The organism is Comamonas thiooxydans, from assembly GCF_000964545.1.
GTDB classification, from domain to species: Bacteria; Pseudomonadota; Gammaproteobacteria; order Burkholderiales; family Burkholderiaceae_C; genus Comamonas; species Comamonas thiooxydans.
In genome coordinates this window covers 1-26,832 of sequence record NZ_BBVD01000007.1, presented here as the reverse complement: position 1 = coordinate 26,832, position 26,832 = coordinate 1, and the positions used below count along the sequence as shown (strand labels likewise).

General features: G+C 62.4%; 25 protein-coding genes. 18 read left to right on the top strand and 7 right to left on the bottom strand.

Going from position 1 to position 26,832, the window contains the following annotated elements; translation table 11 throughout:
- Positions 1-54: 54 nt before the first annotated feature.
- Positions 55-1,545, bottom strand: coding sequence for an Asp-tRNA(Asn)/Glu-tRNA(Gln) amidotransferase subunit GatA (gene gatA, locus Cth01_RS10860; RefSeq protein WP_045839217.1), 1,491 nt, complete (start codon positions 1,543-1,545; stop codon positions 55-57).
- A gap of 21 nt (positions 1,546-1,566) precedes the next feature.
- Positions 1,567-1,866: an Asp-tRNA(Asn)/Glu-tRNA(Gln) amidotransferase subunit GatC gene (gene gatC / locus Cth01_RS10855; RefSeq protein ID WP_003070403.1), complete on the bottom strand. Its 300-nt coding sequence runs from the start codon at positions 1,864-1,866 to the stop codon at positions 1,567-1,569.
- 212 nt (positions 1,867-2,078) lie between these two features.
- Here gatC and Cth01_RS10850 point away from each other — a divergent pair, with 212 nt between their 5' ends.
- The 4 genes from Cth01_RS10850 (at position 2,079) to mrdA (ending at position 6,903) form a co-directional block, all read left to right on the top strand.
- Positions 2,079-3,122 (top strand): rod shape-determining protein, encoded by a 1,044-nt coding sequence (locus Cth01_RS10850; protein WP_003059473.1) that lies wholly within the window; start codon positions 2,079-2,081, stop codon positions 3,120-3,122.
- A 165-nt stretch (positions 3,123-3,287) separates the two neighbouring features.
- Positions 3,288-4,313 carry a rod shape-determining protein MreC gene (mreC, locus tag Cth01_RS10845; protein WP_003070406.1) on the top strand — a complete coding sequence of 342 codons (1,026 nt, stop codon included), beginning with the start codon at positions 3,288-3,290 and terminating at the stop codon, positions 4,311-4,313.
- Entirely contained in the window at positions 4,310-4,828 is a 519-nt protein-coding gene (gene mreD / locus Cth01_RS10840) for a rod shape-determining protein MreD (protein WP_034357886.1), read from the top strand. The genes mreC and mreD overlap by 4 nt, the downstream gene beginning before the upstream one ends.
- Positions 4,829-4,950: 122 nt before the next feature.
- The gene (gene mrdA, locus Cth01_RS10835) at positions 4,951-6,903 is read left to right on the top strand and encodes a penicillin-binding protein 2 (RefSeq protein ID WP_034357888.1); all 1,953 of its coding nucleotides are present in this window, start codon (positions 4,951-4,953) and stop codon (positions 6,901-6,903) included.
- A 36-nt stretch (positions 6,904-6,939) separates the two neighbouring features.
- Here mrdA and Cth01_RS10830 read toward each other — a convergent pair whose 3' ends face one another.
- Both Cth01_RS10830 and Cth01_RS10825 read right to left on the bottom strand, forming a co-directional pair.
- Positions 6,940-7,698 carry a sulfite exporter TauE/SafE family protein gene (locus Cth01_RS10830; RefSeq protein ID WP_003074636.1) on the bottom strand — a complete coding sequence of 253 codons (759 nt, stop codon included), beginning with the start codon at positions 7,696-7,698 and terminating at the stop codon, positions 6,940-6,942.
- A 574-nt stretch (positions 7,699-8,272) separates the two neighbouring features.
- Complete coding sequence (locus tag Cth01_RS10825) at positions 8,273-9,940, bottom strand: GMC family oxidoreductase (RefSeq protein WP_034380936.1); 1,668 nt, start codon at positions 9,938-9,940, stop codon at positions 8,273-8,275.
- 312 nt (positions 9,941-10,252) lie between these two features.
- Here Cth01_RS10825 and Cth01_RS10820 point away from each other — a divergent pair, with 312 nt between their 5' ends.
- The 5 genes from Cth01_RS10820 to Cth01_RS10800 all read left to right on the top strand — a co-directional run bounded on the left by Cth01_RS10820 (position 10,253) and on the right by Cth01_RS10800 (position 14,774).
- Positions 10,253-11,380 carry an MlaE family ABC transporter permease gene (locus Cth01_RS10820; RefSeq protein ID WP_034393270.1) on the top strand — a complete coding sequence of 376 codons (1,128 nt, stop codon included), beginning with the start codon at positions 10,253-10,255 and terminating at the stop codon, positions 11,378-11,380.
- A gap of 126 nt (positions 11,381-11,506) precedes the next feature.
- Complete coding sequence (locus Cth01_RS10815) at positions 11,507-12,367, top strand: ABC transporter ATP-binding protein (RefSeq protein ID WP_414836006.1); 861 nt, start codon at positions 11,507-11,509, stop codon at positions 12,365-12,367.
- Positions 12,367-13,314, top strand: coding sequence for an MlaD family protein (locus tag Cth01_RS10810; RefSeq protein WP_034393272.1), 948 nt, complete (start codon positions 12,367-12,369; stop codon positions 13,312-13,314). The genes Cth01_RS10815 and Cth01_RS10810 overlap by 1 nt, the downstream gene beginning before the upstream one ends.
- Before the next feature lie 106 nt (positions 13,315-13,420).
- On the top strand, positions 13,421-14,104 hold the full coding sequence (locus Cth01_RS10805) for an ABC-type transport auxiliary lipoprotein family protein (RefSeq protein ID WP_045839216.1): 684 nt from the start codon (positions 13,421-13,423) through the stop codon (positions 14,102-14,104).
- A 172-nt stretch (positions 14,105-14,276) separates the two neighbouring features.
- The gene (locus tag Cth01_RS10800) at positions 14,277-14,774 is read left to right on the top strand and encodes a hemerythrin domain-containing protein (protein WP_034407005.1); all 498 of its coding nucleotides are present in this window, start codon (positions 14,277-14,279) and stop codon (positions 14,772-14,774) included.
- A 109-nt stretch (positions 14,775-14,883) separates the two neighbouring features.
- Here the strand turns inward: Cth01_RS10800 and Cth01_RS10795 are convergent, their stop codons facing one another.
- Positions 14,884-15,531, bottom strand: a complete 648-nt coding sequence (locus Cth01_RS10795; RefSeq protein WP_003059455.1) for a MarC family protein — start codon at positions 15,529-15,531, stop codon at positions 14,884-14,886.
- A gap of 182 nt (positions 15,532-15,713) precedes the next feature.
- Here Cth01_RS10795 and Cth01_RS10790 point away from each other — a divergent pair, with 182 nt between their 5' ends.
- Entirely contained in the window at positions 15,714-16,406 is a 693-nt protein-coding gene (locus tag Cth01_RS10790; RefSeq protein ID WP_045839215.1) for a dienelactone hydrolase family protein, read from the top strand.
- A gap of 165 nt (positions 16,407-16,571) precedes the next feature.
- Here the strand turns inward: Cth01_RS10790 and Cth01_RS10785 are convergent, their stop codons facing one another.
- Positions 16,572-17,768, bottom strand: a complete 1,197-nt coding sequence (locus Cth01_RS10785; RefSeq protein ID WP_034380942.1) for a magnesium transporter CorA family protein — start codon at positions 17,766-17,768, stop codon at positions 16,572-16,574.
- 132 nt (positions 17,769-17,900) lie between these two features.
- Positions 17,901-18,911, bottom strand: a complete 1,011-nt coding sequence (gene hemB, locus Cth01_RS10780; protein ID WP_003059450.1) for a porphobilinogen synthase — start codon at positions 18,909-18,911, stop codon at positions 17,901-17,903.
- A gap of 144 nt (positions 18,912-19,055) precedes the next feature.
- On the opposite strand from hemB, the gene Cth01_RS10775 reads away from it, so the two are divergent.
- The 8 genes from Cth01_RS10775 (at position 19,056) to fusA (ending at position 26,628) form a co-directional block, all read left to right on the top strand.
- Entirely contained in the window at positions 19,056-19,472 is a 417-nt protein-coding gene (locus Cth01_RS10775) for a CopD family protein (RefSeq protein WP_003064013.1), read from the top strand.
- Between the two features lie 57 nt (positions 19,473-19,529).
- Positions 19,530-20,627 (top strand): VanZ family protein, encoded by a 1,098-nt coding sequence (locus Cth01_RS10770; RefSeq protein ID WP_034357922.1) that lies wholly within the window; start codon positions 19,530-19,532, stop codon positions 20,625-20,627.
- An 11-nt stretch (positions 20,628-20,638) separates the two neighbouring features.
- Complete coding sequence (locus tag Cth01_RS10765) at positions 20,639-20,995, top strand: (2Fe-2S) ferredoxin domain-containing protein (RefSeq protein WP_003074660.1); 357 nt, start codon at positions 20,639-20,641, stop codon at positions 20,993-20,995.
- 161 nt (positions 20,996-21,156) lie between these two features.
- Entirely contained in the window at positions 21,157-21,795 is a 639-nt protein-coding gene (locus Cth01_RS10760) for an alpha/beta hydrolase (protein WP_003064008.1), read from the top strand.
- Between the two features lie 151 nt (positions 21,796-21,946).
- Positions 21,947-23,119, top strand: a complete 1,173-nt coding sequence (locus tag Cth01_RS10755) for a D-alanyl-D-alanine carboxypeptidase family protein (RefSeq protein ID WP_003064007.1) — start codon at positions 21,947-21,949, stop codon at positions 23,117-23,119.
- Positions 23,120-23,354: 235 nt separating this feature from the next.
- Positions 23,355-23,732 carry a 30S ribosomal protein S12 gene (gene rpsL, locus Cth01_RS10750; RefSeq protein ID WP_003059441.1) on the top strand — a complete coding sequence of 126 codons (378 nt, stop codon included), beginning with the start codon at positions 23,355-23,357 and terminating at the stop codon, positions 23,730-23,732.
- A gap of 168 nt (positions 23,733-23,900) precedes the next feature.
- The gene (gene rpsG / locus Cth01_RS10745; protein ID WP_003059438.1) at positions 23,901-24,374 is read left to right on the top strand and encodes a 30S ribosomal protein S7; all 474 of its coding nucleotides are present in this window, start codon (positions 23,901-23,903) and stop codon (positions 24,372-24,374) included.
- A 145-nt stretch (positions 24,375-24,519) separates the two neighbouring features.
- Complete coding sequence (fusA, locus tag Cth01_RS10740; protein ID WP_003064006.1) at positions 24,520-26,628, top strand: elongation factor G; 2,109 nt, start codon at positions 24,520-24,522, stop codon at positions 26,626-26,628.
- Positions 26,629-26,832: the final 204 nt, after the last annotated feature.

The following is a 26,832-nucleotide window of genomic DNA, read 5'->3' as shown; positions in this document are numbered from 1 at the left end:
GGCTGTCGTCCCCCTTGAGGGGGAAGGCGCGAAGCGACTCAGGGGGTGTTTCATTTAAATGCCAACAGGGCTCTTCAGGTGGAAGTCTGTCGCTTGCTGGAAGCGGTGGGCCGCGTTCAGCAGCTTGGCTTCGCCGAAGTAGTTGCCGATCAGCTGCAGGCCCACGGGCATGCCGCCGTCGCCAAAGCCTGCGGGCAGGGACAGGCCGGGCAGGCCGGCCAGCGATGCGGGCAGGGTGAAGATGTCGGCCAAGTAGTTGCTGACCGGGTCGGCCTTGCCGCCAATGGCCCATGCGGTTGTCGGCGCGGCCGCGCCGGCGATGACGTCGCAGTCCTTGAAGGCAGCCTGGAAATCGTCGGCAATCATGCGGCGGATCTTCTGCGCCTGCAGGTAGTAGGCGTCGTAATAGCCTTCGGACAGCACATAGGCGCCGATCATGATGCGGCGCTTGACCTCGTCGCCGAATCCTTCGGCGCGGGTCTTTTTGTACATATCGTTGAGGTCTTCGTACTTGGCGGCGCGGTGGCCGAACTTCACGCCGTCAAAGCGCGACAGATTGGACGAAGCCTCGGCCGGAGCCAGGATGTAGTACACGGGCACGGACAGTTCGGTGCGCGGCAGGCTCACGGGAACCAGCTTGGCACCCAGCTTTTCGTATTCCTTGAGCGCTGCGTTGACGGCTGCACGGACATCGTCGGACAGGCCTTCACCAAAGAACTCGGCGGGCACGCCGATGCGCAGGCCTTCGATCGAGTCACCCAGGCGGGCGCTGAAGTCCTCGGCGGGGTAGTCCAGGCTGGTGGAGTCGCGGTCCAGATCGGGGCCGCACATTTCGGAGAGCAGCAGCGCGCAATCTTCGGCGCTGCGGCCCATGGGGCCGGCCTGGTCGAGGCTGGAGGCAAAGGCGATCATGCCGTAGCGGCTGGCGCGGCCATAGGTGGGCTTGATGCCGGTGATGCCGCAGAACGAGGCGGGCTGGCGGATGGAGCCGCCGGTGTCGGTGCCGGTCACGGCCGGGGCCAGACGCGCGGCCACGGCAGCGGCGGAGCCACCGGACGAGCCGCCGGGCACGCGCTCGGTGTTCCAGGGGTTGCGCACGGGCTGTGCCGCGTCAAAGCCCACGGGGGCCACGGCCGAGTTCTCGTTGGCGCCGCCCATGGCGAATTCGTCGCAGTTGAGCTTGCCAAGGGTGACTACGCCGGCATCGGCCAGCTTCTTCACCACGGTGGCGTCAAACGGCGACTTGTAGCCCTCCAGCATCTTGCTGGCGGCGGTGGTGGGGAAGTCCTTGGTGACGAAGATGTCCTTGTGCGCAATGGGCACGCCGGCCAGCTTGCCGCCCTTGCCTTCGGCAATCAGGGCGTCGGCCGCCTTGGCCTGGGCCAGGGTGGCGTCTTCATCGATGGCGACAAAAGCGCCCAGCTGCTGGTGCTGCTTGGCGCGGGCCAGGAAATGCTGGGCGGCTTCGGTGGCTGAGACCTGCTTGGCGCGCAGCTGCGCGGCCAGCTCGGCCACGCTCAATTGGTGGAGTTCGGTTTGGCTCATGTTCTGATGTGTCCCGCGCGTTTATTCGATGACCTTGGGCACGAGGAAGTAACCCTTTTCGGCTGCAGGGGCGTTCTGCATGTTGGCGTCGCGGTTATTGCCCTCACTTACCAAATCGTCACGTAGCCGTAAGGCGACGTCCTGGATGGCTGCCACCGGATGTGACAGAGGGCTGACGCCTGAAGTATCCACAGCCTGCATTTTTTCGACGATGCCGAAAAAGTTGTTTAGTTGCGCGAGCATGCGCTTACTTTCGTCTTGCGACAGTTCAAGGCGGGCCAAGTTGGCGATGCGCGCAATGTCTTGATCGTTCAATGCCATAGAAATTATTTAACAGGGCCGCCGCGTGTAAAGCAGTGTTTCTAACCCTGACAGTAGAAGTTATTCACAGGGGATACGGTATTATCTCGGCTTTGCCGCAATACCTCCGTTCGGCTGGTCATTGTGCAAAAAATGCCCACCACCCAGACTCCATTACCTTACATCCCGGCGACGGCTAGCCGATGCGCAAGCCGTGCCTGAGAGGACCCTGAATGTTCGGAGCTTTCCGTCGGTACTTCTCCACCGACCTTGCCATTGACCTTGGCACAGCTAACACCCTGATTTTCGCCCGAGACAAGGGCATTGTTCTGGACGAACCTTCGGTGGTTGCGATCCGTCACGAAGGCGGCCCCCACGGCAAGAAGGTGATTCAGGCTGTCGGCCGCGAAGCCAAGGCCATGCTGGGCAAGGTGCCCGGCAACATCGAAGCCATTCGCCCCATGAAGGACGGCGTGATCGCCGACTTCGTGATCACCGAGCAGATGATCAAGCAGTTCATCAAGATGGTGCATCCGCGCTCGGTGCTGACGCCCAGCCCCCGCATCATCATCTGCGTGCCCTGCGGCTCCACCCAGGTCGAGCGCCGCGCCATCAAGGACGCCGCCGAAGCTGCGGGTGCCACGGCCGTGTACCTGATCGAAGAACCCATGGCTGCCGGCATCGGCGCGGGCCTGCCCGTCTCCGAAGCCTCTGGCTCCATGGTGGTGGACATCGGCGGCGGTACGACCGAAGTGGGCGTGATCTCGCTGGGCGGCATGGTCTACAAGGGCTCGGTGCGCGTGGGTGGCGACAAGTTCGATGAATCCATCATCAGCTATATCCGCCGCAACTACGGCATGCTGATCGGCGAGCCCACGGCAGAACTGATCAAGAAGCAGATCGGCTCGGCCTTCCCCGGCTCCGAAGTCAAGGAACTGGAAGTCAAGGGCCGTAACCTGTCCGAAGGCGTGCCGCGCAGCTTCACCATCTCTTCCAACGAAGTGCTGGAAGCGCTGACCGACCCCCTGAACCAGATCGTTTCCGCCGTGAAGAATGCGCTGGAGCAGACGCCTCCCGAGCTGGGCGCCGACATTGCCGAGCGCGGCATGATGCTGACTGGCGGCGGTGCGCTGCTGCGCGATCTGGATCGTCTGCTGGCCGAAGAGACGGGTCTGCCCGTGCTGGTGGCTGAGGAGCCGCTGACCTGCGTGGTGCGCGGCTGCGGCATGGCGCTGGAGACCATGGATCGCCAGGGCAGCATCTTCACCAGCGATTAATCGCTGTGCAATGTGGTGTTTTGCGGCACGCGGCATAGTGCGCGTACCGCAGCCACTTCCATGAACAGGGCCTGAGTCCGTGATACGCCTGCATACCGCGCTCTCTTTTTGCATTCCTTCTGATCCAGGTGGCCGTGCGCATGCGGCCATGCTGCGGGAGCACGCATGAGCCTGGACACCCTGGACCACCGCGCTCCATCACTGTTCAAGCAACAGGCCTCGCGCACTTCCCAGCTTGCCCTCTACAGCGCTTTGGCGCTGTTTTTGATGGTGGCCGACGCGCGTTTCAAGATCACCACGCCGGTGCGCGCGGCCTTGTCGGTGGCGCTGTCGCCCGTGCAATGGCTGGTAGCCCAGCCCGTGCTGGCCTACCAGAACGCCAGCCGCTATGCCGAGGTGCAGCAGCAGGCCGTGGCCCGCGAGGATGCTGCGCGCAAGGAGCTGGTCGTCATGGCTCAGCGCGCCGAGCTGGCCGACGAGTTGATCAAGGAGAACGAGCATCTGCGTTCCATGCTGGAGTTGCGTGAGCGCTCGTTGACGCCGGGGCAGGTGGCCGAGGTGGTCTATGACAGTCCTGACCCCTATACGCGCCGCGTGGTGATCGACAAGGGGCAGGCGGACAATATTGCGCCGGGCTCGCCCGTGCTCGATGAAAAAGGCGTGATAGGCCAGGTCACGCGCGTCTATCCGACGCGTGCCGAGGTCACGCTGCTGATCGATCGCGATCAGGCCATTCCCGTTTTCAACCCGCGCACTGGCGCGCGCAGTGTCGCCTATGGCGATGCATCCTCGACCCGCGCCGGCGGATTGGAGCTGCGCTTCATGCCCAGCAACGCCGATGTACAGGTGGGCGATCTGCTCACCACCAGCGGTATTGACGGGCTTTATCCCACGGGCCTGCCCGTGGCCAAGGTGGTGACCGTGGACCGCCGTGCCGACTCTGCCTTCACCCGCATCTACTGCGAGCCCGTGGGCCGCGTGCAGGGTGTGCGCCATGTGATGGTGCTCAAGCCCCAGGGCCGTACCGAGCATCCCGAGGCCGCCAATATGCAGGCCCAGGCCGATGCCGAGAAGGCCGACCGGGCTGCCAAGGCACGTGGCAAAAAGGAGGCGGCCGCTGCCGAAAAGGAGAAGGCCGCCGCTGAGAAGGCGGGGACCAAGGCCGCCAAGCCTGCAAAGGATCCCGCATGATCATGCCGCGCGGCCAGCAGTTGTTGCTGCCGGTCAATCCTCTGTTCATCGTCGTCACCCTGGTGATAGGCCTGGCCGTCAACATGCTTCCGCTGGGTCGCATAGTCTGGCTGCCGGACATGTTGCTGTTGCTGCTGGCCTTCTGGAGTCTGAACCAACCGCAGCGCGTGGGCCTGGGTATTGCCTTTGCACTGGGGCTGGTCATGGATGTGGACCGAGCCTCGCTGCTGGGTCAGCATGCACTGGCCTATACCTTGCTGGTTTTCGTGACAGGCTGGATGAGTCGCCGCCTGCTCTGGTTCTCGAGCCCCGTGCAGGCCCTGCATCTGCTGCCGGTGTTTGCTGCGGCGCACGGCATTCAGGTACTGCTGCGTGTCGCGACGGGAGGTATCTTCCCTGGGCTGGAGTTTCTGATAGCTCCAGTGATCGAGACCTTGCTGTGGCCCGTGGTCAGCGCTTTGCTGCTGGCGCCGCAGCGCCGTGCGCCGGACAGCGATGAAAACCGGCCTCTGTAGATGAAAGCCCCCTTGAGTCGCTGCGCGCCTTTCCCCCTCTCGCTTCGCGGGGGGGAACGACTGCCTCGCTGCGGGGCGGCCCTTGCTTGCAGTCACTGGCTTGGCGTGCGGGGAGCCTGCGCATGATGGAGATTCGCAACACCGAAGTCGAGCTGCAGCGCTTCCGGATGCGTGCAGTCGTCATGGGCTGCGTGGTATTTCTGGCGTTCTGTCTGCTGGTCTGGCGTCTGCTGGTGCTGCAGGTCGAGCGCCATGAGGAGTTTGCCGAGCGGGCCGAGAGCAATCGCACGGCGGTGGTCCCCATCGTGCCCAACAGGGGCCAGATCCTGGACCGCAACGGCGTGGTGCTGGCGACCAATTACTCGGCCTATACGCTGGAGATCACACGCTCCAAGGTCGAGGATCTGGACGAGACCATCGAAGGGCTGTCCGGGGTCATTGAGATCACGCCGCGCGACCGCCGCAAGTTCAAGCGGCTCATGGATGACTCCAAGAGCTTTGAGTCGATTCCTATCCGCTCGCGCCTGACGGATGAGGAAGTCGCCAAGTTTGCGGCCCAGCGCTATCGCTTTCCGGGTGTGGACATCAAGGCCCGCCTGTTTCGCACCTACCCGCTCAAGGAAACCGGCAGCCATTTGATCGGATACATCGGTCGTATCAATCAAAGGGAAAAGGAAGAGATCGACGACTCCGACGATGCCGCCAACTACCGTGGCACCGAGGTCATGGGCAAGCTGGGTGCCGAAAAGAGCTATGAACTGCAGCTCCACGGCCAGACCGGCTGGGAGGAAATGGAAACCTCGGCTGGCGGCCATGCCGTGCGTCGTCTGGGTAGTCGCCCTGCCACGCCGGGACACAGCCTGCAGCTGTCGGTGGACATCAAGCTGCAGAAGATGGTGGAAGACCTCTACGGCAACCGCCGTGGCGTGGCCATCGCCATGGACCCGCGCAATGGCGAGGTGCTGGCCATGGTCAGCAAGCCGACCTACGACCCGAATCTGTTTGTCGACGGCATCGACCAGGAAAGCTGGAAGGCGCTCAACGAATCGCTGGATCGCCCCTTGCTCAATCGCTCCATGCGCGGAACCTATCCCGTGGGCTCGACCTACAAGCCCTTCATGGGCCTGGCGGGCATAGAGACCGGCAAGCGCACGCCGGGCACGGTGATCCAGGACGGCGGCTCCTGGACTTTCGGCGGCCACACCTTCCGCTCCGGCCATGCGCTGGGCCCGGTGGATCTGGCGCGCGCCATCCAGCATTCCAGCAACGTCTATTTCTACACGCTGGCCAACGAGATGGGCGTGGATGCGATCCACGACTTCATGAAGCCGCTGGGCTTTGGCCAGATCACCGGCATCGACCTGCCCGGCGAGGTGCGCGGCGTGCTGCCCAGCAAGGAGTGGAAGCGCAAGACCTACAAGCGCGCCGCCCAGCAGCAATGGTTTGCAGGCGAGACGATCTCCCTGGGCATCGGCCAGGGCTACAACAACTTCACCATCCTCCAGCTCTCGCATGCGCTGGCCACGCTGGTCAACAACGGCTTGAGCTTCACGCCCCATGTGGGCAAGGAGCTGATCGACTCCGTCACCGGTACGCGCACGGCCATTGTTCAGCCGGCACCCGTCAACCTGGGCTACAAGCAGAGCAATGTCGATGCCGTCAAGCGTGGCATGGTGGGAGTGGTGACTGGCGGCACGGGCCGCGGCGTCTTCGGCAGTGCCAGCTATCTGTCGGGTGGCAAGACCGGCACGGCCCAGGCAGTAAGCGTGGGCCAGAAGGAAAAGTACAACGCTGCGCGTCTGGCCGAGTACCAGCGCGACCATTCGCTCTATATCGCCTACGGCCCGGCCGAAGCGCCCAGGATTGCCGTGGCCGTGATTGTGGAGAATGCAGGCTTCGGTGCAGCGGCTGCCGCACCTATCGCACGCCGCATACTGGACTACTGGCTGGTGGGCAACTATCCCAGCGAGGCTGATATCGCTGCCGTGCGCCAGGGCAAGGCAGGCGCACCGATCGGCACGCCGCGCCGTGTGGAAGATATCTCGGTGCTGTCCGACGACGAAACAGCACCTTGATAAATTGATAGCTATTAACGCTTGCTGTGTAATGGTTTAACGCAGAAAAGCGTCATAGCCAGTTTTCAGAATCAGCAGGCTGACCACGCCGATGAAAATCGTGCGCACAAAGCCCGTGCCGTGACGCAAGGCCATCCAGGTGCCCAGCATGCTGCCCAGCACATTGGCCACGGCCAGCGGAATCGCAAAGTGCCACCAGACATGGCCCTTGAGAGTGAACAGCAGCAGTGCCGCGGCGTTGGAGGCAAGGTTCAGCAGCTTGGCGCTGGCCGAGGCGTTGAGGAAGTCATAGCCCAGCAGGCGCACGAACAGGAACACGAAGAAGCTGCCTGTGCCCGGGCCGAAGAAGCCGTCGTAGAAACCGATCAGCAGGCCGATGGCGCTGGCGGTCAACATCTCGGTGCGCCCTGCCAGGCGCGGCTCGTGGTCGCGGCCCAGCTCTTTTTTGGCCAGGGTGTAGCCCAGCACGCCCAGCAGGATGAAGGGCAGCAGCTTGCGCAGAAAATCGGGCGAAATCAACGTGACGGCCCAGGCTCCGAGAAAAGCTCCCACCAGCGTCGTGCCGATGGCGGGCAGCAGCGTAGCCCAGGTGATATGCACACGCTTGCTGTACTGCCAGGCGGAAATGGCCGTGCCCCAGACGGCGGCGCTTTTGTTAGTGCCAAACAGCGTGGCGGGCGTGGTGGTGGGGAAGGCTGCAAACATGGCCGGCACCAGAATCAGTCCGCCGCCTCCCACGATGGCGTCAACAAACCCGGCCAGGGCCGAGGCGAGGGAAACAAGAATCCATTCCATGGAGCAAATGCCTGCAATTGGTGCATGCCGTGAGCAACGCGCGTTGCCGCTGGGCGGCGCTGCCGGAGGCGGGATGAAGAAGCCAGGGAGAGAGCGGGCTTGAATGCCCGAGGATGGCGCCGGCATTGTCGCACCGCTGCCTCAAGCCTGTGCGCAGGCATAAAAAAAGCGCCCACTGTGGGGCGCTTTTGAACGCATCTTTGATGCTTTTATATGTATTGGTCTGGTTGTGTCGAGTTGTCTCCTCGGCCCTCCATGCTGCTTCGTGGAGCAGCGAGAGTGACGAGAATGTAAGGGCTGCACCTGTGTGGTGCATTGGGGAATTCCCTTGGGTTATATCAAAAACGTCTGACAAATGAATCAGAAAGTTTCGTGACATCCTTATGAGTTTTGAGATATTTCAAAAACAATAGCGTCATATGCTTATAAGCAAAAGATCTCTGAGGGCTTTGATTCATGGGGCATGACGCCGCGCGGAATTCTTCCGCTCGGACAGACGTTGCGCTCCAGAGCGAATTTCGGGCGCTGACGGGCTTTTCGCAGTGAATCGCTCGGCTTTTCGAGAGGCCGTTTTTCAGGTCGCGTCACGAATCCACTGCGCCGCCTTCTCGGCCATCATCAGCGTCGGGCTGTTGGTATTGCCGCTGGTGATGGTGGGCATGGCGCCGGCATCGACCACGCGCAGACCCTGCACGCCTCGCACCTTGAAACGGCTGTCCAGGACTGCCATCGGGTCGTCGGCGCGTCCCATCTTGGTCGTGCCTACGGGGTGGAAGATGGTGGTGGCGATATCACCGGCCAGACGCGCCAGCTCTTCGTCGCTCTGGTATTGAGCACCGGGTTTGAACTCTTCGGGTTGGAAGCGCGCAAGCGCCGGCTGGCTGACGATGCGCCGCGTGACGCGCAGGCTGTCTGCCGCCACCTGCCGGTCTTCTGCCGTGGATAGGTAATGGGGTGCAATGGCCGGAGCCTGGCGGAAATCCGCGCTTTGCAGTTGCACCGTGCCGCGGCTGCTGGGGTTGAGGTTGCAGACGCTGGCGGTGAAGGCGGCAAAGTCGTGCAGCGGCTCGCCAAAGGCATCCAGCGACAGCGGCTGCACGTGATATTCCAGATTGGGGTGGGCCAACGCCGGATTGCTGCGTGTAAAGGCACCGAGTTGCGAAGGCGCCATGCTCATGGGGCCGCTGCGCTTGAGTGCGTATTCCAGGGCGATGGCCGCCTTGCCCCAGAGACTGCCGGCCATGGTGTTGAGCGTCTTGGCGTTCTGCACCTTGTAGACCGAGCGGATTTGTAGATGGTCCTGCAGATTGGCTCCCACGCCGGGCAGATCGCGGCGCACAGCCATCCCATGGCGCTGCAGCAATTCGCCGGGGCCTATGCCCGACAACTGCAGGATATGCGGCGAGTTGACCGCTCCCGCGCAGAGCAGCACCTCGCGCCCGGCCTGCACAGTCACCATCTCCTCTCCGGTCCAGACTTCGGCGCCGGTGCAGCGCTGGCTGCCGTCCGGCAGATCTTCCAGAATCAGCCGGCGCACCTGGGCGCGGGTCCACATCTCGAAGTTGGGACGGCCGTAGCAGGTGGGGCGCAGAAATGCCTTGGCAGTGTTCCAGCGCAGACCTGACTTCTGATTGACTTCAAAGTAGCCCACGCCCTCGTTGCAGCCGCGGTTGAAGTCGTCGGTGGCAGGAATGCCTGCCTGCTGCGCGGCCTGGGCAAAGGCGTCGAGTATGTCCCAGCGCAGACGCTGCTTCTCCACGCGCCACTCGCCGCTGCCGCCGGTGCTCTTGCTGCCGTGCAGGCGCATGAATTCTTCGCTGGCGCTGCCGACGGCGTCGAGACGCCAATGGTCTTCATGCTGTTTGAAGGCCGGCAGGACCTGCTCCCAGCGCCAGGTGTCGTCGCCGGTCAGCTCGGCCCATTGCTCGTAGTCGCGGGCCTGGCCGCGCATATAGATCATGCCGTTGATGCTGGAGCAGCCGCCCAGTGTCTTGCCGCGCGGGTAGCGCAGGCTGCGACCGTTGAGGCCGGGGTCGGGCTCGGTCTGATAGAGCCAGTCGGTGCGCGGGTTGCCTATGCAATAGAGATAGCCGACGGGGATATGGATCCAGTGGTAGTCATCCTTGCCGCCGGCTTCGATCAGCAGAATCCGGTGATTCTTGTTGCGGGTGAGACGGTTGCACAGCAGCGAACCTGCTGTGCCTCCGCCGATGACGATGTAGTCGAACTGGGTATCACTCATGGGCAGATCAAAAGGCCGGTACAGCTAGGCGCAGAGGCCAGAGCATCAGGCAGTCATGGGCAAAAAGGCTGGTTCATTAGGTGTGATGAGCTTGCGGGTGTCGATAGGGAAAGCGCTCGCATACTCCTGTTTTGGAAGCTGTCGGCGCAGTGCTGGTTTTGACTTTCGCGGATTTTTGATAAAAATTGCAACGCTATCATTACGTGGCATGCGGCAGCGGCCTACGTGCTGCGCTTGGCATGTTCCCCGCGTGGCGCGTTATGCTGGCCCCTGCGGCCAGCCCGCCTCCCTCAAGTTCTAGGAAGCTTTTCTTTGTCCAGCTCAGACCAACTACCTCAATGTCCGCTGCAGTCCCGCGAGGGTCAGCAATGGGCCGTGCCTGTGGGCCGCTGGAGTGCAGCAGAGCTGGGCGACCGCCATATCTGGCGCCGGCTGGCGCCGCAGATCAGGGCGGTGCCCAAGGGCGCGGCCTGGGATTTGCAGCAAATGGTCTGGTTCGACCATATCGGTGCGCAGCTGCTGTGGGAGCAATGGGGCAAGGCCTGGCCGGCCCACTTGCTGACGACCAAGACCCAGCGCTCCATGCTGGAGCGTGTGGCCAGGTTCAGCGAAGTGCCCGAGTCCAAGCCCGAGCCCTCGGGATGGATGTGCGAGGTCAATCGACTGGGCCAGATGGTGATCGATGCCTGCGGGCACTTTTCCAACTTGATCCAACTGGTCGGTCAGTTGCTGCTGGACTGCCTGCGCTTGCTGCGCAATCCGTTTCGTGGCCCATGGCGCGATATTTCGGGCCACCTCTATGCGACGGGGGCGACAGCCTTGCCGATCACGGCGCTCGTCGGCTTTCTGATCGGCGTGGTGCTGGCCTATCTGATGGCGCTGCAGTTGCGCCAGTTCGGGGCCGAATCCTTTATCGTCAACATTCTTGGCATTTCGCTGATCCGCGAACTCGGGCCGCTGCTGGCGGCGATTCTGGTGGCTGGGCGCAGCGGCTCGGCCATCACGGCGCAGATCGGCGTGATGCGCGTGACCGAAGAGCTCGACGCCATGCAGGTCATGGGCATTTCCCAGGGCTACCGGCTGGTGCTGCCACGTGCGCTGGCGCTGGCCGTGTCCATGCCGCTGGTGGCGTTGTGGACCATTCTTGCGGCACTGGCTGGCGGCATGGTCGCGGCGGACCTGACCATGGACATCACGCCCTCCTATTTCGTGCAAAGCCTGCCTGCGGCCGTGAAGATCGGCAATCTGGTGCTGGCCATGGGCAAGTCCGTGGTGTTTGGCGTGCTGATCGCCCTGATCGGCTGCCACTGGGGCCTGAAGGTAGAGCCCAATACCCAGAGCCTGGGGCGTGGCACCACGGCGGCGGTGGTGTCATCCATCACCATGGTCATCATCGTGGATGCCATTTTCGCCATCCTCTTCAGAAACGTGGGCTTTTAGGATGAACTACCCCCTGTGCGGCTTCGCCGCTTCCCCCCAAGGGGACGACACCTTCGCTGCGGGGCGGCCCTTGCTCGGCGTCTCTGGCTTGGGTCGCGCCAGCCTCGTGGAGCGGGGGGCACGCAAATGACAGAGGTGATGCACAACCGCCGTATCGAGGGTGCCGTGGGCGATTACGCGCCGCCGCAGGATGTGAAGCCGCTGGTGCAGGCAGTGGACCTGTGGACCGAGTTCGGCGAGGGCGAGTCGCGCTTTGCCGTGCACCAGGACTTGAACTTCGATGTCTACCCGGGCGAGATTCTTGCCTTGGTGGGCGGCTCCGGCACGGGCAAGACGGTGCTGCTGCGCCAGATACTGGGGCTGCTCTCGCCATCGCGCGGCACGGTGACCGTGGATGGCCGGCCCTCGCGCGAGGTCATCAGCGGCGAGCTGGCGGCGAGTCAGGTGGGCATGCTGTTCCAGCAAGGGGCGCTGTACTCGGCCTTCAACGTGCTCGACAACATCGCATTTGCGCTGCGTGAGCAGGGCACCCTGTCCGATGCCGTGGTGCGCGATGCGGCCATGGTCAAGCTACAGATGGTGGGCCTCAAGCCCGAGCATGCCTCGCGCATGCCTGCAGACCTGTCGGGCGGCATGATCAAGCGTGTGGCGCTGGCGCGTGCACTGATGATGGATCCGCCGCTGCTGCTGCTCGACGAACCCACAGCGGGGCTGGACCCCAAGGGCTCGGACGAGTTCTGTGAGCTGCTGCGCGATATCCATGCCGAGCTGGGCCTGACCGTGATCATGGTCACCCACGATCTGGATACGCTGTTCGCGCTGTCCACGCGCGTGGCCGTGCTGGCCGAGAAAAAAGTGCTGTTCACCGGAGCCCCGCGCGACGTGGCCAGGATCAAGCACCCGTTTATTGAACATTTCTTCCAGGGAGAGCGTGGCCGCCGTGCCATGGCCCCGGTGCAAGGCGGCGTGGCCGCAGAGGAAAGCTGATGGAAAACAAGTCCCATGCCATGGCTGCCGGCATCTTCGTGCTGGTGGTGGCGACCCTGCTGGCAGGGCTGGCTGTCTGGCTGACGCGCGACAACCGCGAATACCAGCTCTATGAAATGTCCACCAAGGACGGAGTCAGCGGCCTGCAGCCCCAGGCCACGGTGCGCTACAAGGGCGTGCCCGTGGGCAAGGTGGTGCGCATCGGCTTTGACCCGCAGATTCCTGGCAATGTGCTGATTCGCATTGCCGTGGGCGAGGACACGCCGGTCACGCCGGCCACCTACGCCCAGCTCGGCTATCAGGGAGTGACGGGTCTGGCACATATCCAGCTCGACGATGACAGCAAGTCTTCGCAACCGCTCAAGCCCGGGCCCAGCGGCCTGCCGCGCCTGCCCATGAAGTCATCGCCGCTGAACATGCTGGCCGACCAGGGGCCGGTGCTGCTGGAGCGGGTTGACGAAATTTCACGCCGCCTCAATGCCATGCTGGGTGAGGACAACCAGAAGCGGGTGAGCGTGGCGCTCGACAATATCGCTGCCGCATCCGGCGGGATCAAGGATCTGGCCGAGACCATGAACAAGACGGCCAAGGACTTTCCACAGATCACGGCAGATGCGCACCAGACCCTGCAGTCCCTTACCAAGGCCGGCAATGCCGCCACGGGCGTGGCGACCGATCTGCAACAGACCGTGCGCAAGGTCAATGCCCCCGACGGCCCGCTGCAGCAGATTGCCGAGGGCACGCAGGCCCTGTCGCAGGCGGCCGAGTCGCTGGGGCGCAGCACCTTGCCGCGCATGAACGGCGCGGCTGACGATGTCTCGCGCGCCGCGCGCACCATGGGCGCGGCCGCGGGCCGCTTCAATGACAACCCGCAATCCGTCATCTACGGCCAGGGAATGGGCTTGCCAGGCCCCGGCGAGCCAGGGTTCGTGGCTCCGGCCAAATGAACCCGCAACAAGGACACGACTTGCGCCAATTCGGATCAGGCAGGCTGTTTTTCGATGGAAATGCCTGCTGCCCAGCCTGGCTGGCCTAAGTCCCAAAGGAATCAATATGGCAGACACAAAGACTTCACTCACCGGCCGCGGAGCATGGCGATTGCTGGGCGCTTCTTCCCTGGTACTGGCGCTCGCCGCCTGCTCGGGCCTGCCCACGGCGCCCACGCAGCCGGTGCGCTATGACCTGGGCGTGGCCGACCTGGCCGCGCCGGCCGCGAACGCAGCCGCCCCTTTGGCGGCGCCGGTGCCTCTGGTGCTGGCCGAAGTCCAGGCGCCGGGGTTGCCTGAGGGCCTGACGGCCATGTTCTACCGTCTGAACTACAGCGACAGCCAGCAACTGCGTGCCTACCAGAACGCGCGCTGGAGCCTGCCTCCCGCCCAGATGGTGGAGCAGCGTCTGCGCATGCGTCTGGGGCTGGAGCGCCCCGTGCTTTCGGGCAAGGACAATGTCCGCCCCCTGTTGGCCGACAAGCGCTCGATTGCGCAGCTGCGCGTGACGGTGGACGAGTTCAACCAGGTCTTCGACAACGCCAGCAACAGCCGTGCGCTGCTGCGCCTGAGCGCCAGCCTGATCGGTGTCGGCGAGAGTGCAGGCAACCAGTTGCTGGGCCAGAAGGTGTTCACGGTCGAGGTTCCGGCTGCCTCGGCCGACGCAGCCGGCGGTGCCCAGGCCATGGCACGCGCGGTGGATGAGGCGGCTGTCCAGCTCAGCCGCTGGTTGCAGGGTTACGGGCGCTAGGGCCTGACCAGTCCCAGGCATTTCCGCTCCCAAAGCCCTGCCATGCAGGGCTTTGTTGATTCCGGGCAAGTCCTGGTTACTTGCGGGCAGCTGCTTTGCTGATGTGGGTCAATGGCCGGGCCGGGCCTTGTTCTTAAGCTGCCAGTTCCTCAACCTCGCACAAGGAACTGCCATGGCCAGCCTCGAATGGAATGCCGCTCTCATCCTGGATTTTCCCGTCATGGACGCGGTGCATGAAGAGTTCGTCACCCTGCTGGCCCAGGTGGAAGCTGCGGGCGACGAGCAGCTGTGCGCGCTCTGGGACGAGCTGATTGCCCATACCCAGCAGCACTTCGATCAGGAAGACCGCTGGATGCAGACCACGGGCTTTGCCACGGGCAACTGCCACAGCCAGCAGCACAAGGTGGTGCTGGCCGTGCTGCGCGAGGGGGCGGTCAAGGGCGGGCAGGGCGATCTGGCCACGATCCGCCATATGGCGGCCGAGCTGGGCCCGTGGTTCAGCCACCATGCGCAGAACATGGATGCCGCCCTGGCCCTGCATATGCGCCGCGCGGGCTTTGACCCGGTGACCGGCGCGGTGCTGGTGCCCGAGGCTTTGCCTGCAGAGCCGATCACTGGCTGTGGTGGTGCCTGTGGTGAAACTGAAAAAATGGAAGTGGTAACTGCCTGAAACTGGCGCGCGCTAAGGAGAGAGACAGCGAGCAAGCGCCGCCGCGCAGCAAAGCTGCCGTCCCCCTTGGGGGAAGCGGCGCAGCCGCTCAGGGGGAGTATTTTTTGGGTTAAGGGTATATCGCCGGGGAGGCCAGGATGGGGAAGATCTTGATCAGTCCGCCGGCCATCACCTCGATGGCCAGCGCGGCCAGAATCAGTCCCATGAGCCGGGTCATCACATTGATGCCGGTCTTGCCCAGTACGCGGGCAATCGGGTGGGCCAATGAAAAGCACACCATGATGGCTGCGGCCACCACCACGCCGTAACCGACCAGCGCCACATGCTGCCAGATGGTGCGCGCCTGATCGGCATAGATCACCACGGTGGACATGGCGGCAGGCCCGGTCAGCAGCGGAATGGTCAGCGGCACGACGGCAATGCTGTTGCCCTCGGCGGCCTTTTCGACGCCGGCTGCCAGCGTGGCATTGTTGGGGCGGTCTTCGGCGGGACGGGCGTTGAGCATGTTCATCGCGCTGATCAGCAGCAGCAGACCGCCGCCGACCTGAAAGCTTTGCAGCGAGATATTGAAGAACTGCAGAATCTGCAGCCCCAGCAGGGCGCAGACCGCAATCACGCAGAAGGCGGCAAAGGCGGCGGTGCGAATCGTCTGCCAGCGCTGCTCGGCGTCGAAGCCGGCCGTGTAGTGGATGAAGAACGGGACGATGGCCAGCGGGTTGATGATGGCGACCAGAGTGATCAACGGCTTGATATCCATTACAGCTCGCCTCCTGGCATGGGGGGCTTCTTGCGACTGTCGGCCTTTTGTGGGGCTGAGATAGCTTGCATCAACACTCCTGTGAAAAAATGGCCGAATCATCGACGCGGCATCAGCCATTACAGCATTGCTGGCGGCCGCGTCGCGGATTTCCCTTTTGAACCATGTTAAGGAGCTTCGCAATGGGCAGCTTTGTTGAACTGACAGCCGTGGATGGCGCAAAAACCCCGGCTTATGTGGCCATGCCCGAGGGCCAGGCACGCGGTGCCATCGTGGTGCTGCAGGAGATCTTCGGCGTGAACTCGCATATCCGCTCCGTGGCAGACCGCTACGCAGCCCAGGGCTATGTGGCCGTGGCGCCCGCCATGTTTGCCCGCGTCAAGCCCGATGTGGAGCTGGGTTACAGCGAAGAAGACATGAAGGCCGGCTTTGCGCTCAAGACCGCGGTAGAAGCCCTGCCCGAGCCGGGCGCGCTGCGCGATGTGGAAGCTGCCGTGGCCCATGCGGCGACTTTGGTGCCTGGCGGCAAGATCGGCGTGGTGGGCTTTTGCTGGGGCGGCCTCATGACCTGGCGCTCGGCCTGCAATCTGGCCAGCGTCTCGGCTGCAGTCTGCTATTACGGTGGCGGCATGACGGGCGAGCTGGAAGCCAGCCGTCTGGCGCTGTGCCCGGTGCTGGCCCATTTCGGCAGCAAGGATCACTACATCTCGCTTGAGTCCGTCGAAGCCTTCAAGAAGGCCCAGCCCAAGGTGGAAGTCCATGTCTATGAAGCCGACCATGGCTTCAACTGCGACCAGCGCGGCTCCTACAACGAAGCCGCTGCAGCGTTGGCAGGTGAGCGCACTCTGGCCTTCTTCGCCCAGCATCTGGGTTGATATAAAAACAATAGCTGCTTGTGCTTTATATATAAGCGCAAGCAGCTGTTTTTATCTAAAGCCCGTTGCCGCAGGGCGGTCCCCCATCAGAGACATCAAGCAAGCGCCGCCGCGCAGCGAGGATGTCGTCCCCCTTGGGGGAAGGCGCGGAAGCGCCTCAGGGGGTCATTCTTTTTCTTCGCTTTCCAGATAGCGTCGGCGCCAGAAATAGGCCACCAGCACCACGGTGATGAACACCATGGCCACCAGCGCCCAGATGAAGCCGTCCTTTTTGTGCACGAACGGGATGAACTCGAAGTTCATGCCGAAGATGCCGGCAATCAGGTTCAGAGGCAGAAAGATGGCCGTCACCGTGGTCAGCGTGCGCATGATGTCGTTGGCGCGGTTGCTCTGAGCCGAAAAGTGCATCTGCACGGCGGTCTCGGCGCTTTGCTCCATGCGGTGAATGTGGTGGGTCACGCGCTCTATATGTTCGAGCACGTCACGCGAGCGCACGCGCAGCAGTTCGCGTTCATGCTGGCGCGCAGGTGTGTGCTCGGGCGGCCATCCCTCCAGCGCCTCGGTCCAGTCCTGCACGGCGGCACGCTGGTCTTCGCAGATTTCATCAAGCTGGTGCAGCGCCAGGCGCACGTCGAGCACGCTGGCCCAGTTGCTGAAACGCCTGTTGGGCTTGAGCAGTGCCATCTGCCAGTGGTCGATCTGGCGCGTCAGTGTGCGGCGCAGGTCCAGATAGCCGTCCACCATGCCGTTGACCATGCGCAGCATCAGGTCGGCAGGCTCCACGGGCATCTTGGTGCTGACCTGGCGGCTGTCAGTCTTGGCGGGGCCGGAAATCAGGCGTTGCCAGAAGTTTTCCAGCACAAAGCAGCCGTCGGGATGCACGGACAGCAGGATCTGGTCATACAGCGCAAAGCCCACGGGCTGGGTTTCCACGCGTTGCAGCACCGGCGCTTCGCGCTGGCCGCTGTGGGCCGGGTTGTGCGATGGAGGCGGGGCGCTGGATGCAGCACTGCCGGTGCCTGCCATCACTGCAGGCAGGCCTGGCGGTGTGGCCACGGCTGGCGAGGCGGGGCTTCCATTGAGCGGCGGCAGATGGGCGTTGGCCAGGCGGCGGAACACCAGCACGTCGTACACCGAGGTGTAGTCGTAATTGGAAGGGATTGCGGGATTCAGCAGGTCGGAGACATGCAGGTCCACGAGGGCAGAGCCGCCCAGCCTGACCAACATGGTCTGAATGGCCGGCAGCTGAGCCTCCAGCTCCGAGCGTGTGCAGGAGACCCAGTAAAACCCCGTTGTTGCCGCCTGCGTGGGCAGTCCGTCAACAGGCTGGGCATAGAGGGGAGAGATATGCAGCACGCGCATGGGAATAGGCAGTCTCGATGTCAGTGCAAAAAGCAGATGCAAAACGGCCCGTGCAAGCTGCACGGGCCGTCAGATCATGCCTGAAATGCTCTCAGGCGCAAGCATGACCTGCGCTGACAGCTATCAATTTTGTTACAGGCCGCGCAGCTTCTTGGCGGCGTCGATGGCAAAGTAGGTCAGGATGCCGTCGGCGCCCGCGCGCTTGAAGGCCAACAGGGCTTCCATCATCACGGCGTCGTGATCGAGCCAGCCGTTGGCGGCAGCAGCCTTGAGCATGGCGTATTCGCCGGACACCTGATAGGCGAAGGTCGGTACCTTGAACTCGTCCTTGACGCGGCGCACCACGTCCAGATACGGCATGCCGGGCTTGACCATGACCATGTCCGCGCCTTCGGCGATGTCCTGCGCCACTTCGCGCAGGGCTTCGTCGGTGTTGGCAGGGTCCATCTGGTAGACATTTTTGTCGGCCTTGCCCAGGGCGCCGCGTGTGCCCACGGCGTCGCGGAAGGGCCCGTAGAAGGCGCTGGCGTACTTGGCGCTATAGGCCATGATGCGGGTGTGAATATGGCCTTGCAGCTCCAGTGCCTCGCGGATGGCGCCGATGCGGCCGTCCATCATGTCGCTGGGGGCCACCATGTCCACGCCGGCTTCGGCATGGGCCAGGGCCTGACCGACCAGCACTTCCACGGTGTCATCGTTGATGATGTAGCCGCTCTCGTCGAGGATGCCGTCCTGGCCGTGGCTGGTGTAGGGGTCCAGGGCCACATCGGTCATCACGCCCAGCTGGGGGAATTCCTTTTTCAGCGCACGCACCACGCGCGGGATCAGGCCATCGGGGTTCAGGGCTTCCTTGCCATCGGGGGTCTTGAGGCTGGATTCGATGGCGGGGAACAGCGCCAGGTAGGGAATCTCCAGCTTCACGCATTCCTCGGCTACGGGCAGCAGCAGGTCCAGGCTCAGGCGGTCCACGCCGGGCATGGAGGGCACGGCCTCGCGCTTGTTCTGACCTTCATGCACGAACACGGGGTAGATGAAGTCGTGCGGCGTCAGCACGCTCTCGCGCACCAGATTGCGGGTGAAAGCATCGCGGCGCAGGCGGCGCGGACGATTCTGGGGAAAAGGAGTAGGGCTGGACAAATGCATGGGGAAAATTGTGCCCCATTCGTCATGGCTTGGCTTGCAGCTGCGTGACTATTCCATGACGGCCGGCGCGACAAGGCCCGAGCTTCGAGGTAAAGACGCGGCGCGCAGCGGCTGCGGCGCAGCGCAGGCCTTTACACTGGCTCCATGCTATGGGTCAAAGCCTTTCACATCGTTTTTGTCGCCAGCTGGTTTGCTGGTCTGTTCTACCTGCCGCGCATCTTTGTCAACATCGCCATGGTCACGCCGGGCTCGGTGGCCGAACGCGAGCGCCTGCTGCTGATGGCGCGCAAGCTGCTGCGCTTCACCACCATGCTGGCCGTGCCCGCGCTGGGACTGGGCCTGTGGCTGTGGCTGGGCTGGGGCTTCGCGGGCGGCTGGCTGCATGCCAAGCTGGCCGTGGTGCTGCTGGTCATCGGCTACCACCACAGCTGTGCCGTGCTGCTGCGCAAGCTGGCGGACAACACCTGTCATAAAAGTCATCGCTGGTTCCGTTTCTATAACGAAGTGCCGGTGCTGCTGCTGATCGCTGCCGTGATTCTGGTGGTGGTCAAGCCCTTCTGAATCTTGCGCTGAGAGTAGGAGGCGACTGTGTCCGATTCCGCGGTGCCGGTGATTTCCATGCGCCATACCTCGGCCTGGCCGCTGGCGCTGGTCTATGGCCTGCTCATCGTCTTTGCCAGCCTGTTCCCGTTCGACGGCTGGCGCGCCCAGGGCATCGACCCCAGCGTATTCCTGTTCGCCAGGATTCCGCCGCCTTACTGGACCTGGTTCGACGTCAACACCAATATCGTCGGCTATGCGCCGCTGGGCTTTTTCCTGGCGCTGGCCCTGATGCGCTCGGGCCAGCCAAGGCTGGCCGTGCCGCTGGCTTTTCTTGCCGGCACGCTGCTGTCGCTGTGCATGGAGTTTCTGCAGATCTATCTGCCGCGCCGCGTGCCGTCCAATCTGGATCTGGTGCTCAATGCCGGCGGTACCTTGATCGGTGCCTTGCTGGCTGCGCTGCTGGAGAGGCTGGGGGCTCTCTCGCGCTGGAGTGCATTTCGCAACCAGTGGCTGGGCGAGGGCGGTGCTGGCGTGCTGGTGCTGCTGGCGCTGTGGCCGTTTGCGCTGCTGTTTCCGGCAGCAGTGCCGTTTGGCCTGGGCCAGGTGCTGGAGCGCATCGACGACACCTTGCAGGACTGGCTGCTGAACACGCCGTTCGAAGACTGGCTGCCGCTGGGCGATTTCGCCATGACGCCGCTGTCGCTGGTGACGGAGATGCTATGCGTAATGCTGGGGCTGTGGATTCCCTGCCTGCTGGCCTATTGCGCCGTGCGCCATATGGGCCGCCGCGCGCTGGCCGGACTGCTTCTGGTGGCGGCAGGGGTGGGGGTGACGGCACTGTCGGCCGCGTTGAGCTGGGGTCCGGCCCATGCCTGGGAGTGGGTGGATCTGCCGGTGCGTCTGGGTGTCTGGGGTGGGCTGGGTCTGGCCGTGATTGCATTGCCTGCCTCGCGCAGCATGTGCGCCGTGCTATTGCTGCTGGTGCTGGTGCTGCATCTGAGCATCCTCAATCAGGCGCCGACGAATGTGTACTTCGCCCAGACCCTGCAGGCCTGGGAGCAAGGCCGTTTCATCCGCTTCTACGGCCTGGGCCAATGGCTGGGCTGGCTCTGGCCTTACGTGACACTGGCGTATGTAGTGATTCGACTCTCACGTCGCCAACAGCCTGCCTAGAATGATCCACCATGAGCGACATCCAGAATCAAGACCAGGCCGGCGGCTACTACCAGCGTCATATTTTCTTTTGCCTGAACGAGCGTCCCAACGGTGAGGACTGCTGTGCTCTGCATGGCGCCAAGGCGGGCTTTGACCACTGCAAGCGCAAAGTCAAGGAAGAGGGGCTTGCTGGAAAGGGGTTGGTGCGTGTGAACAAGGCCGGCTGCCTGGATCGCTGCGCCGGCGGTCCCGTGGCCGTGGTCTATCCCGAGGCTGTCTGGTACACCTTCATCGACGACAGCGATATCGATGAAATCGTCGAATCCCATCTCAAGAACGGCAAGGTGGTCGAGCGCCTGGTGCTGCCCGAAAGCGTGGGGCGCTGATCTGGCTGCCTTGAGTCCTTTGGCCGTCCCGACAGGCTTGCGGCAAGGCGGCGCTTGTCTGGTGCGGCCGACTTTGGGCTTGCTTGTTCAGGAACTTTAAGCGTTTTCAAGCGTCAGCCCAATTACAGCAAGCGCAAAAAGCTACAACTAGGATAGCAATCGTGAATTCCCAGACCGAACGACTGACGCTCACCGGCACCGCCGGTGCCATTGAGGCCCTGCGCGATGCGCCGCAACTGGTCGAAGGCCAGAGCCCCAAGGGCGTGGCCATCATCGCCCATCCGCATCCGCTGTTTGGCGGCACCATGGACAACAAGGTGGTCCAGACCCTGGCGCGTGCCTTTGTTCAGTGCGGCTACACGGTCGTGCGTTTCAACTTTCGCGGCGTGGGTGCCAGTGCCGGCGAATATGACGCCGGCAAGGCCGAGCTGCAGGATTTGCTGGCCGTGGTGCAGCAGGTGGCTCCCGAAGGCCCTGTAGCTCTGGCCGGCTTTTCCTTCGGCGCTTTCGTCACCAGCCATGCGCTGGCCCAGCTCTGGGGTACAGGCCGGGTGCAGAAGGCCGTGCTGGTAGGCACCGCCGCCAGTCGCTTCGAAGTGGCTCCCGTGCCTGCCGAGGCCCATGACCAGACCCTGGTGATCCATGGCGAGGCGGACGACACCGTCGAGCTGTCCGCAGTGATGGACTGGGCGCGCCCGCAGATACTGCCTGTTACCGTGATTCCGCAGGTCGGCCATTTCTTTCACGGACAATTGCCTCTGCTCAAGAGCCTGGTGGTGCGCCACCTGAAGTCCCTGTAAGAGCCATTTCCCACACCTTGACGCACGTGAATTGCTGCCCCGTCTTGGTTAACTCCCTTTTCATAGCGCCAGGCCGAGGTATATCCTTGGCCTTGGCCGTTTCCGACGGTAAATCACCGCGCTTACCTTTGCTTTAGCGAGAGTCCTCTTCATGAAGCCCATCTACTCCACACTGCGTGTTCTGGCCGTTGCTGCCGCAGTGGCGCCCGTGTTTGCCATGGCACAGGTGGCGGCCCCTGTTCCTCCCGAAATTGCAGCCCGCAACTATCTGCTGGTGGACGTCACTGCCGGCCAGGTGCTGGGTGCCAAGGACGTCGATGCTCCCGTCGAGCAGGCATCGCTGACCAAGCTGATGTCGGCCTATGTGGTGTTCGACGCCCTGCGCTCCAAGAAGATCACGCTGGAGCAGCGCATGCCCGTGAGCGAGCGTGCCTGGAAGATGCCCGGATCGCGCATGTTCATCGACCCCAAGATGCAGGTGCCCGTCAATGACCTGCTCAGCGGCATGATCATCCAGTCCGGCAACGATGCCACCATGGCATTGGCCGAGGCCGTGGGCGGCACGGCCGAGAACTTCGTCAAGATGATGAATGACCAGGCCAAGGCCCTGGGCATGAAGAACACCAGCTACAAGAACCCCGAAGGACTGACCGAGCCCGGTCACCTGACGACGGCGCGTGATCTGTCCATCCTGGCCCAGCGATTGATGCATGACTTCCCCGAGTACATGCACTACTACGCCACCAAGCAATACAGCTACCCCGGCACGCCTGCCTCCAACGGCAGCAACCGCAATGCCTTGCTGTTCCGCGATCCCACCGTGGACGGCCTGAAGACCGGCCACACCAACGCCGCAGGCTATTGCCTGGTGGCCACGGCCAAGCGAGACCTGCCCAATGTGGGCCAGCGCCGCCTGCTGTCCATCGTGCTGGGAACGGCCAGCGAAAAGGCGCGTGCCAACGAAAGCCAGAAGCTGCTGAACTGGGGTTACACCGCTTTCGATGCCGTCAAGCTGTTTGATTCCGATCAGCCCGTGGCCACTCCCGCCGTCTGGAAGGGCGCTGCCAATGCTGTCAAGATCGGCAAGGCCGACGGCGCCGTGGTGGTGACCGTGCCCTCGGGCACCGGCGGCAAGCTGACCACCGAGGTGGTGCGCCAGGATCCGCTGATCGCTCCTATCGCCAAGGGCCAGTCCATGGGCGTGCTCAAGGTCAAGTCGGGCGCGGATGTGGTGGCCGAGGTGCCGCTGGTAGCGCTTGAGGCCGTCGAGCAGGCCGGCTTCTTCGGCCGTCTGTGGGACACCATCCGCCTCTGGATCAAGTAAGTTCCCTGGCAGGCAGGAGGCGCTCCTGCCGGCGATAGCCCTTGGTCGGTTATGCAAAGTGTCTTGCTGCCTGGGGGCTATTGCCCACAGGTGGTTGTGCTGATTTGCACAAGCTGGTACATTCGAGGGCTTTTCGGAATTTCCGAAGGGATTCACGTTTCCGCATCGGCATCTGTTGCTGCGGATAAACCTTTTGCTTTCACGAAGCAAATTCACGTTTAGGGACGTTTAATTAATGCCAACCATTAACCAACTCGTGCGTCAGGGCCGCACGGTAGAAGTTGTTAAATCCAAGAGCCCTGCTATGGAAAACTGCCCCCAACGCCGTGGCGTGTGCACCCGTGTGTACACCACCACTCCCAAGAAGCCTAACTCGGCTCTGCGTAAGGTGGCCAAGGTTCGTCTGACCAACGGTTTCGAAGTGATTTCGTACATCGGCGGTGAAGGCCACAACCTGCAAGAGCACAGCGTTGTGCTGGTGCGCGGTGGTCGTGTGAAGGACTTGCCCGGTGTGCGTTACCACATCGTGCGCGGTTCCCTGGACCTGCAAGGCGTCAAGGACCGTAAGCAAGCTCGCTCCAAGTACGGTGCCAAGAAGCCTAAGGCTAAGTAATCAGCCCTGGTTTTTTGAAAACAAACGGTGTTTGATTCGCCTGACTGGCGCGGTCAAACGTAGTGGCCCTGAGCACGAATGTTTTGTGCGGGTCGAGTAAGTGAGAGTTTTGAATAGCTCTCGCGGTATCTGAAAAGATGCCAACTGAAGCAAAGATAGAGGTAAAAAATGCCACGTCGTCGCGAAGTCCCCAAACGTGAAATCCTGCCGGATCCCAAGTTCGGCAATGTAGAGCTGTCCAAATTCATGAACGTGATCATGGAAGGCGGCAAGAAGGCGGTTGCTGAGCGCATCATTTACGGCGCTCTGGACCTGATCGAGAAGAAGCATCCTGGCAAGGACCCTCTGGAAGCTTTCGTTGTTGCCATCAACAACGTCAAGCCCATGGTTGAAGTGAAGTCCCGCCGTGTTGGCGGTGCCAACTACCAGGTGCCCGTGGAAGTGCGTCCCGTCCGTCGTCTGGCTCTGGCCATGCGCTGGATCAAGGAAGCCTCCCGCAAGCGTGGCGAGAAGTCCATGGCTCAACGCCTGGCCAACGAGCTGCTGGAAGCTACGGAAGGCCGTGGCGGCGCCATGAAGCGTCGTGACGAAGTGCACCGTATGGCCGAAGCCAACAAGGCCTTCAGCCACTTCCGCTTCTAATCGGAATCTCGCTCGAGATGCAGGGCCGCATGCAAAAACTTGCTGCGGCCTTGTGTCGATTCTGAGCGCCCCCATATAGAGCTGCTGCCTCCTGCGCACAATGCGGGGCCGGCAGTACTCCCATACGATCAAGCAAGGATCCATCATGGCTCGCAAGACCCCCATTGAGCGCTATCGCAACATCGGTATTTCCGCTCACATTGACGCAGGTAAGACAACTACTACAGAACGTATCCTGTTCTATACCGGTGTGACCCACAAGCTGGGCGAAGTGCACGACGGTGCTGCTACGACCGACTGGATGGAGCAAGAGCAAGAGCGCGGCATCACGATTACTTCGGCTGCTGTGACCTGCTTCTGGAAGGGTATGGATCTGTCCTACCCAGAACACCGTTTCAACATCATCGACACCCCCGGTCACGTGGACTTCACGATTGAAGTGGAACGTTCCATGCGCGTGCTGGACGGTGCTTGCATGGTGTATTGCGCTGTGGGTGGCGTGCAGCCCCAGTCCGAAACCGTGTGGCGTCAGGCCAACAAGTACAAGGTGCCTCGTCTGGCCTTCGTGAACAAGATGGACCGTACCGGCGCCAACTTCTTCAAGGTCTATGAAGGCATGAAGACTCGCCTGAACGCGAACCCTGTGCCCGTGGTGATCCCAATCGGCGCTGAAGAAAACTTCCAGGGCGTGGTCGATCTGGTCAAGATGAAGGCCATCATCTGGGACGAAGCTTCCCAGGGCATGAAGTTCGAATACCAGGACATCCCCGCCGAGCTGGTGGAAACAGCCAACAAGTGGCGTGAAAACCTGGTGGAAGCCGCTGCCGAAGCTTCGGAAGAGCTGATGAACAAGTACCTGGAAGAAGGTACTCTGACTGAAGAAGAAGTGAAGCTCGGCGTGCGTACTCGTACCCTGGCCACCGAAATTCAGCCCATGCTGTGCGGCACCGCGTTCAAGAACAAGGGTGTGCAGCGCATGCTGGACGCCGTGATCGACTATCTGCCCGCTCCTGTGGACATCCCTGACGTTACCGGTACCGACCCCGATGACGAAGAGAAGAAGCTGAGCCGCAAGGCTGACGATGCTGAGAAGTTCTCGGCTCTGGCCTTCAAGCTGATGACCGACCCCTTCGTGGGCCAGCTGACTTTCGTGCGCGTGTACTCTGGCGTTCTGTCCAAGGGTGAGACCGTTCTGAATGCCGTCAAGGGCAAGAAGGAGCGTATCGGCCGTATCGTGCAGATGATGGCCAACGACCGCGTGGAAGTGGAAGAAATCCGTGCCGGCGACATCGCTGCCTGCGTGGGTCTGAAGGACGTGACCACCGGTGAAACCCTGTGCGACATCGCCGCGCCTATCGTGCTGGAGCGCATGGTGTTCCCCGAGCCCGTGATTGCACAGGCTGTGGAGCCCAAGTCCAAGACCGACCAGGAAAAGATGGGTATCGCTCTGTCGCGTCTGGCTGCAGAAGATCCTTCCTTCCGCGTGCGTACCGACGAAGAATCCGGTCAGACCATCATCGCCGGTATGGGCGAACTGCACCTGGAAATCATCGTTGACCGCATGAAGCGCGAATTCAACGTGGAAGCCAACGTGGGCAAGCCCCAGGTTGCCTACCGCGAAACCATCCGCAGCACGGTCAAGGACGTGGACGGCAAGTTCGTTCGCCAGTCCGGCGGTAAGGGCCAGTACGGCCACGTGGTTCTGACTCTGGAGCCCCAGGAAGCCGGCAAGGGCTTCGAGTTCGTCGACGAAATCAAGGGCGGTGTGGTTCCTCGCGAATACATCCCTGCGGTGGAGAAGGGCGTGATCGAAGCTCTGACTTCCGGCGTGCTGGCTGGCTACCCTGTGGTGGACGTCAAGGTTCGTCTGACCTTCGGTTCGTACCACGATGTGGACTCGAACGAAATGGCGTTCAAGATGGCCGCTATCTTCGGTTTCAAGGAAGCTGCCCGCAAGGCCAACCCCGTCATCCTGGAACCCATGATGGCTGTGGAAGTGGAAACGCCCGAAGACTACGCCGGTACCGTGATGGGCGATCTGTCCTCGCGTCGCGGCATGGTTCAGGGTATGGACGACATGGTTGGTGGCGGCAAGGCCATCAAGGCTGAAGTGCCTCTGTCCGAAATGTTCGGCTACGCCACTTCGCTGCGTTCCATGACTCAAGGTCGCGCCAGCTACACCATGGAGTTCAAGCACTACGCTGAAGCTCCTCGTAACGTGGCTGAAGCCATTGTTGCTGCCCGCGCCAAGTAATTGACGCAGGTTTGACGAATCCGTCATAATCTACGGCTTCCAATCGCGGCAGTCCTTTGAGGATTGCCGCGATTTTTGCCGGTCTGCGATCCCATGCCGTCCTGTTTCCTGTGCGGGGCGAGTCAGCAATGAGGTGCAGACCTTAAACATCACACAGGTTTTTGCTCTTTCGGAGAAATCATGGCAAAAGAAAAGTTCGAACGT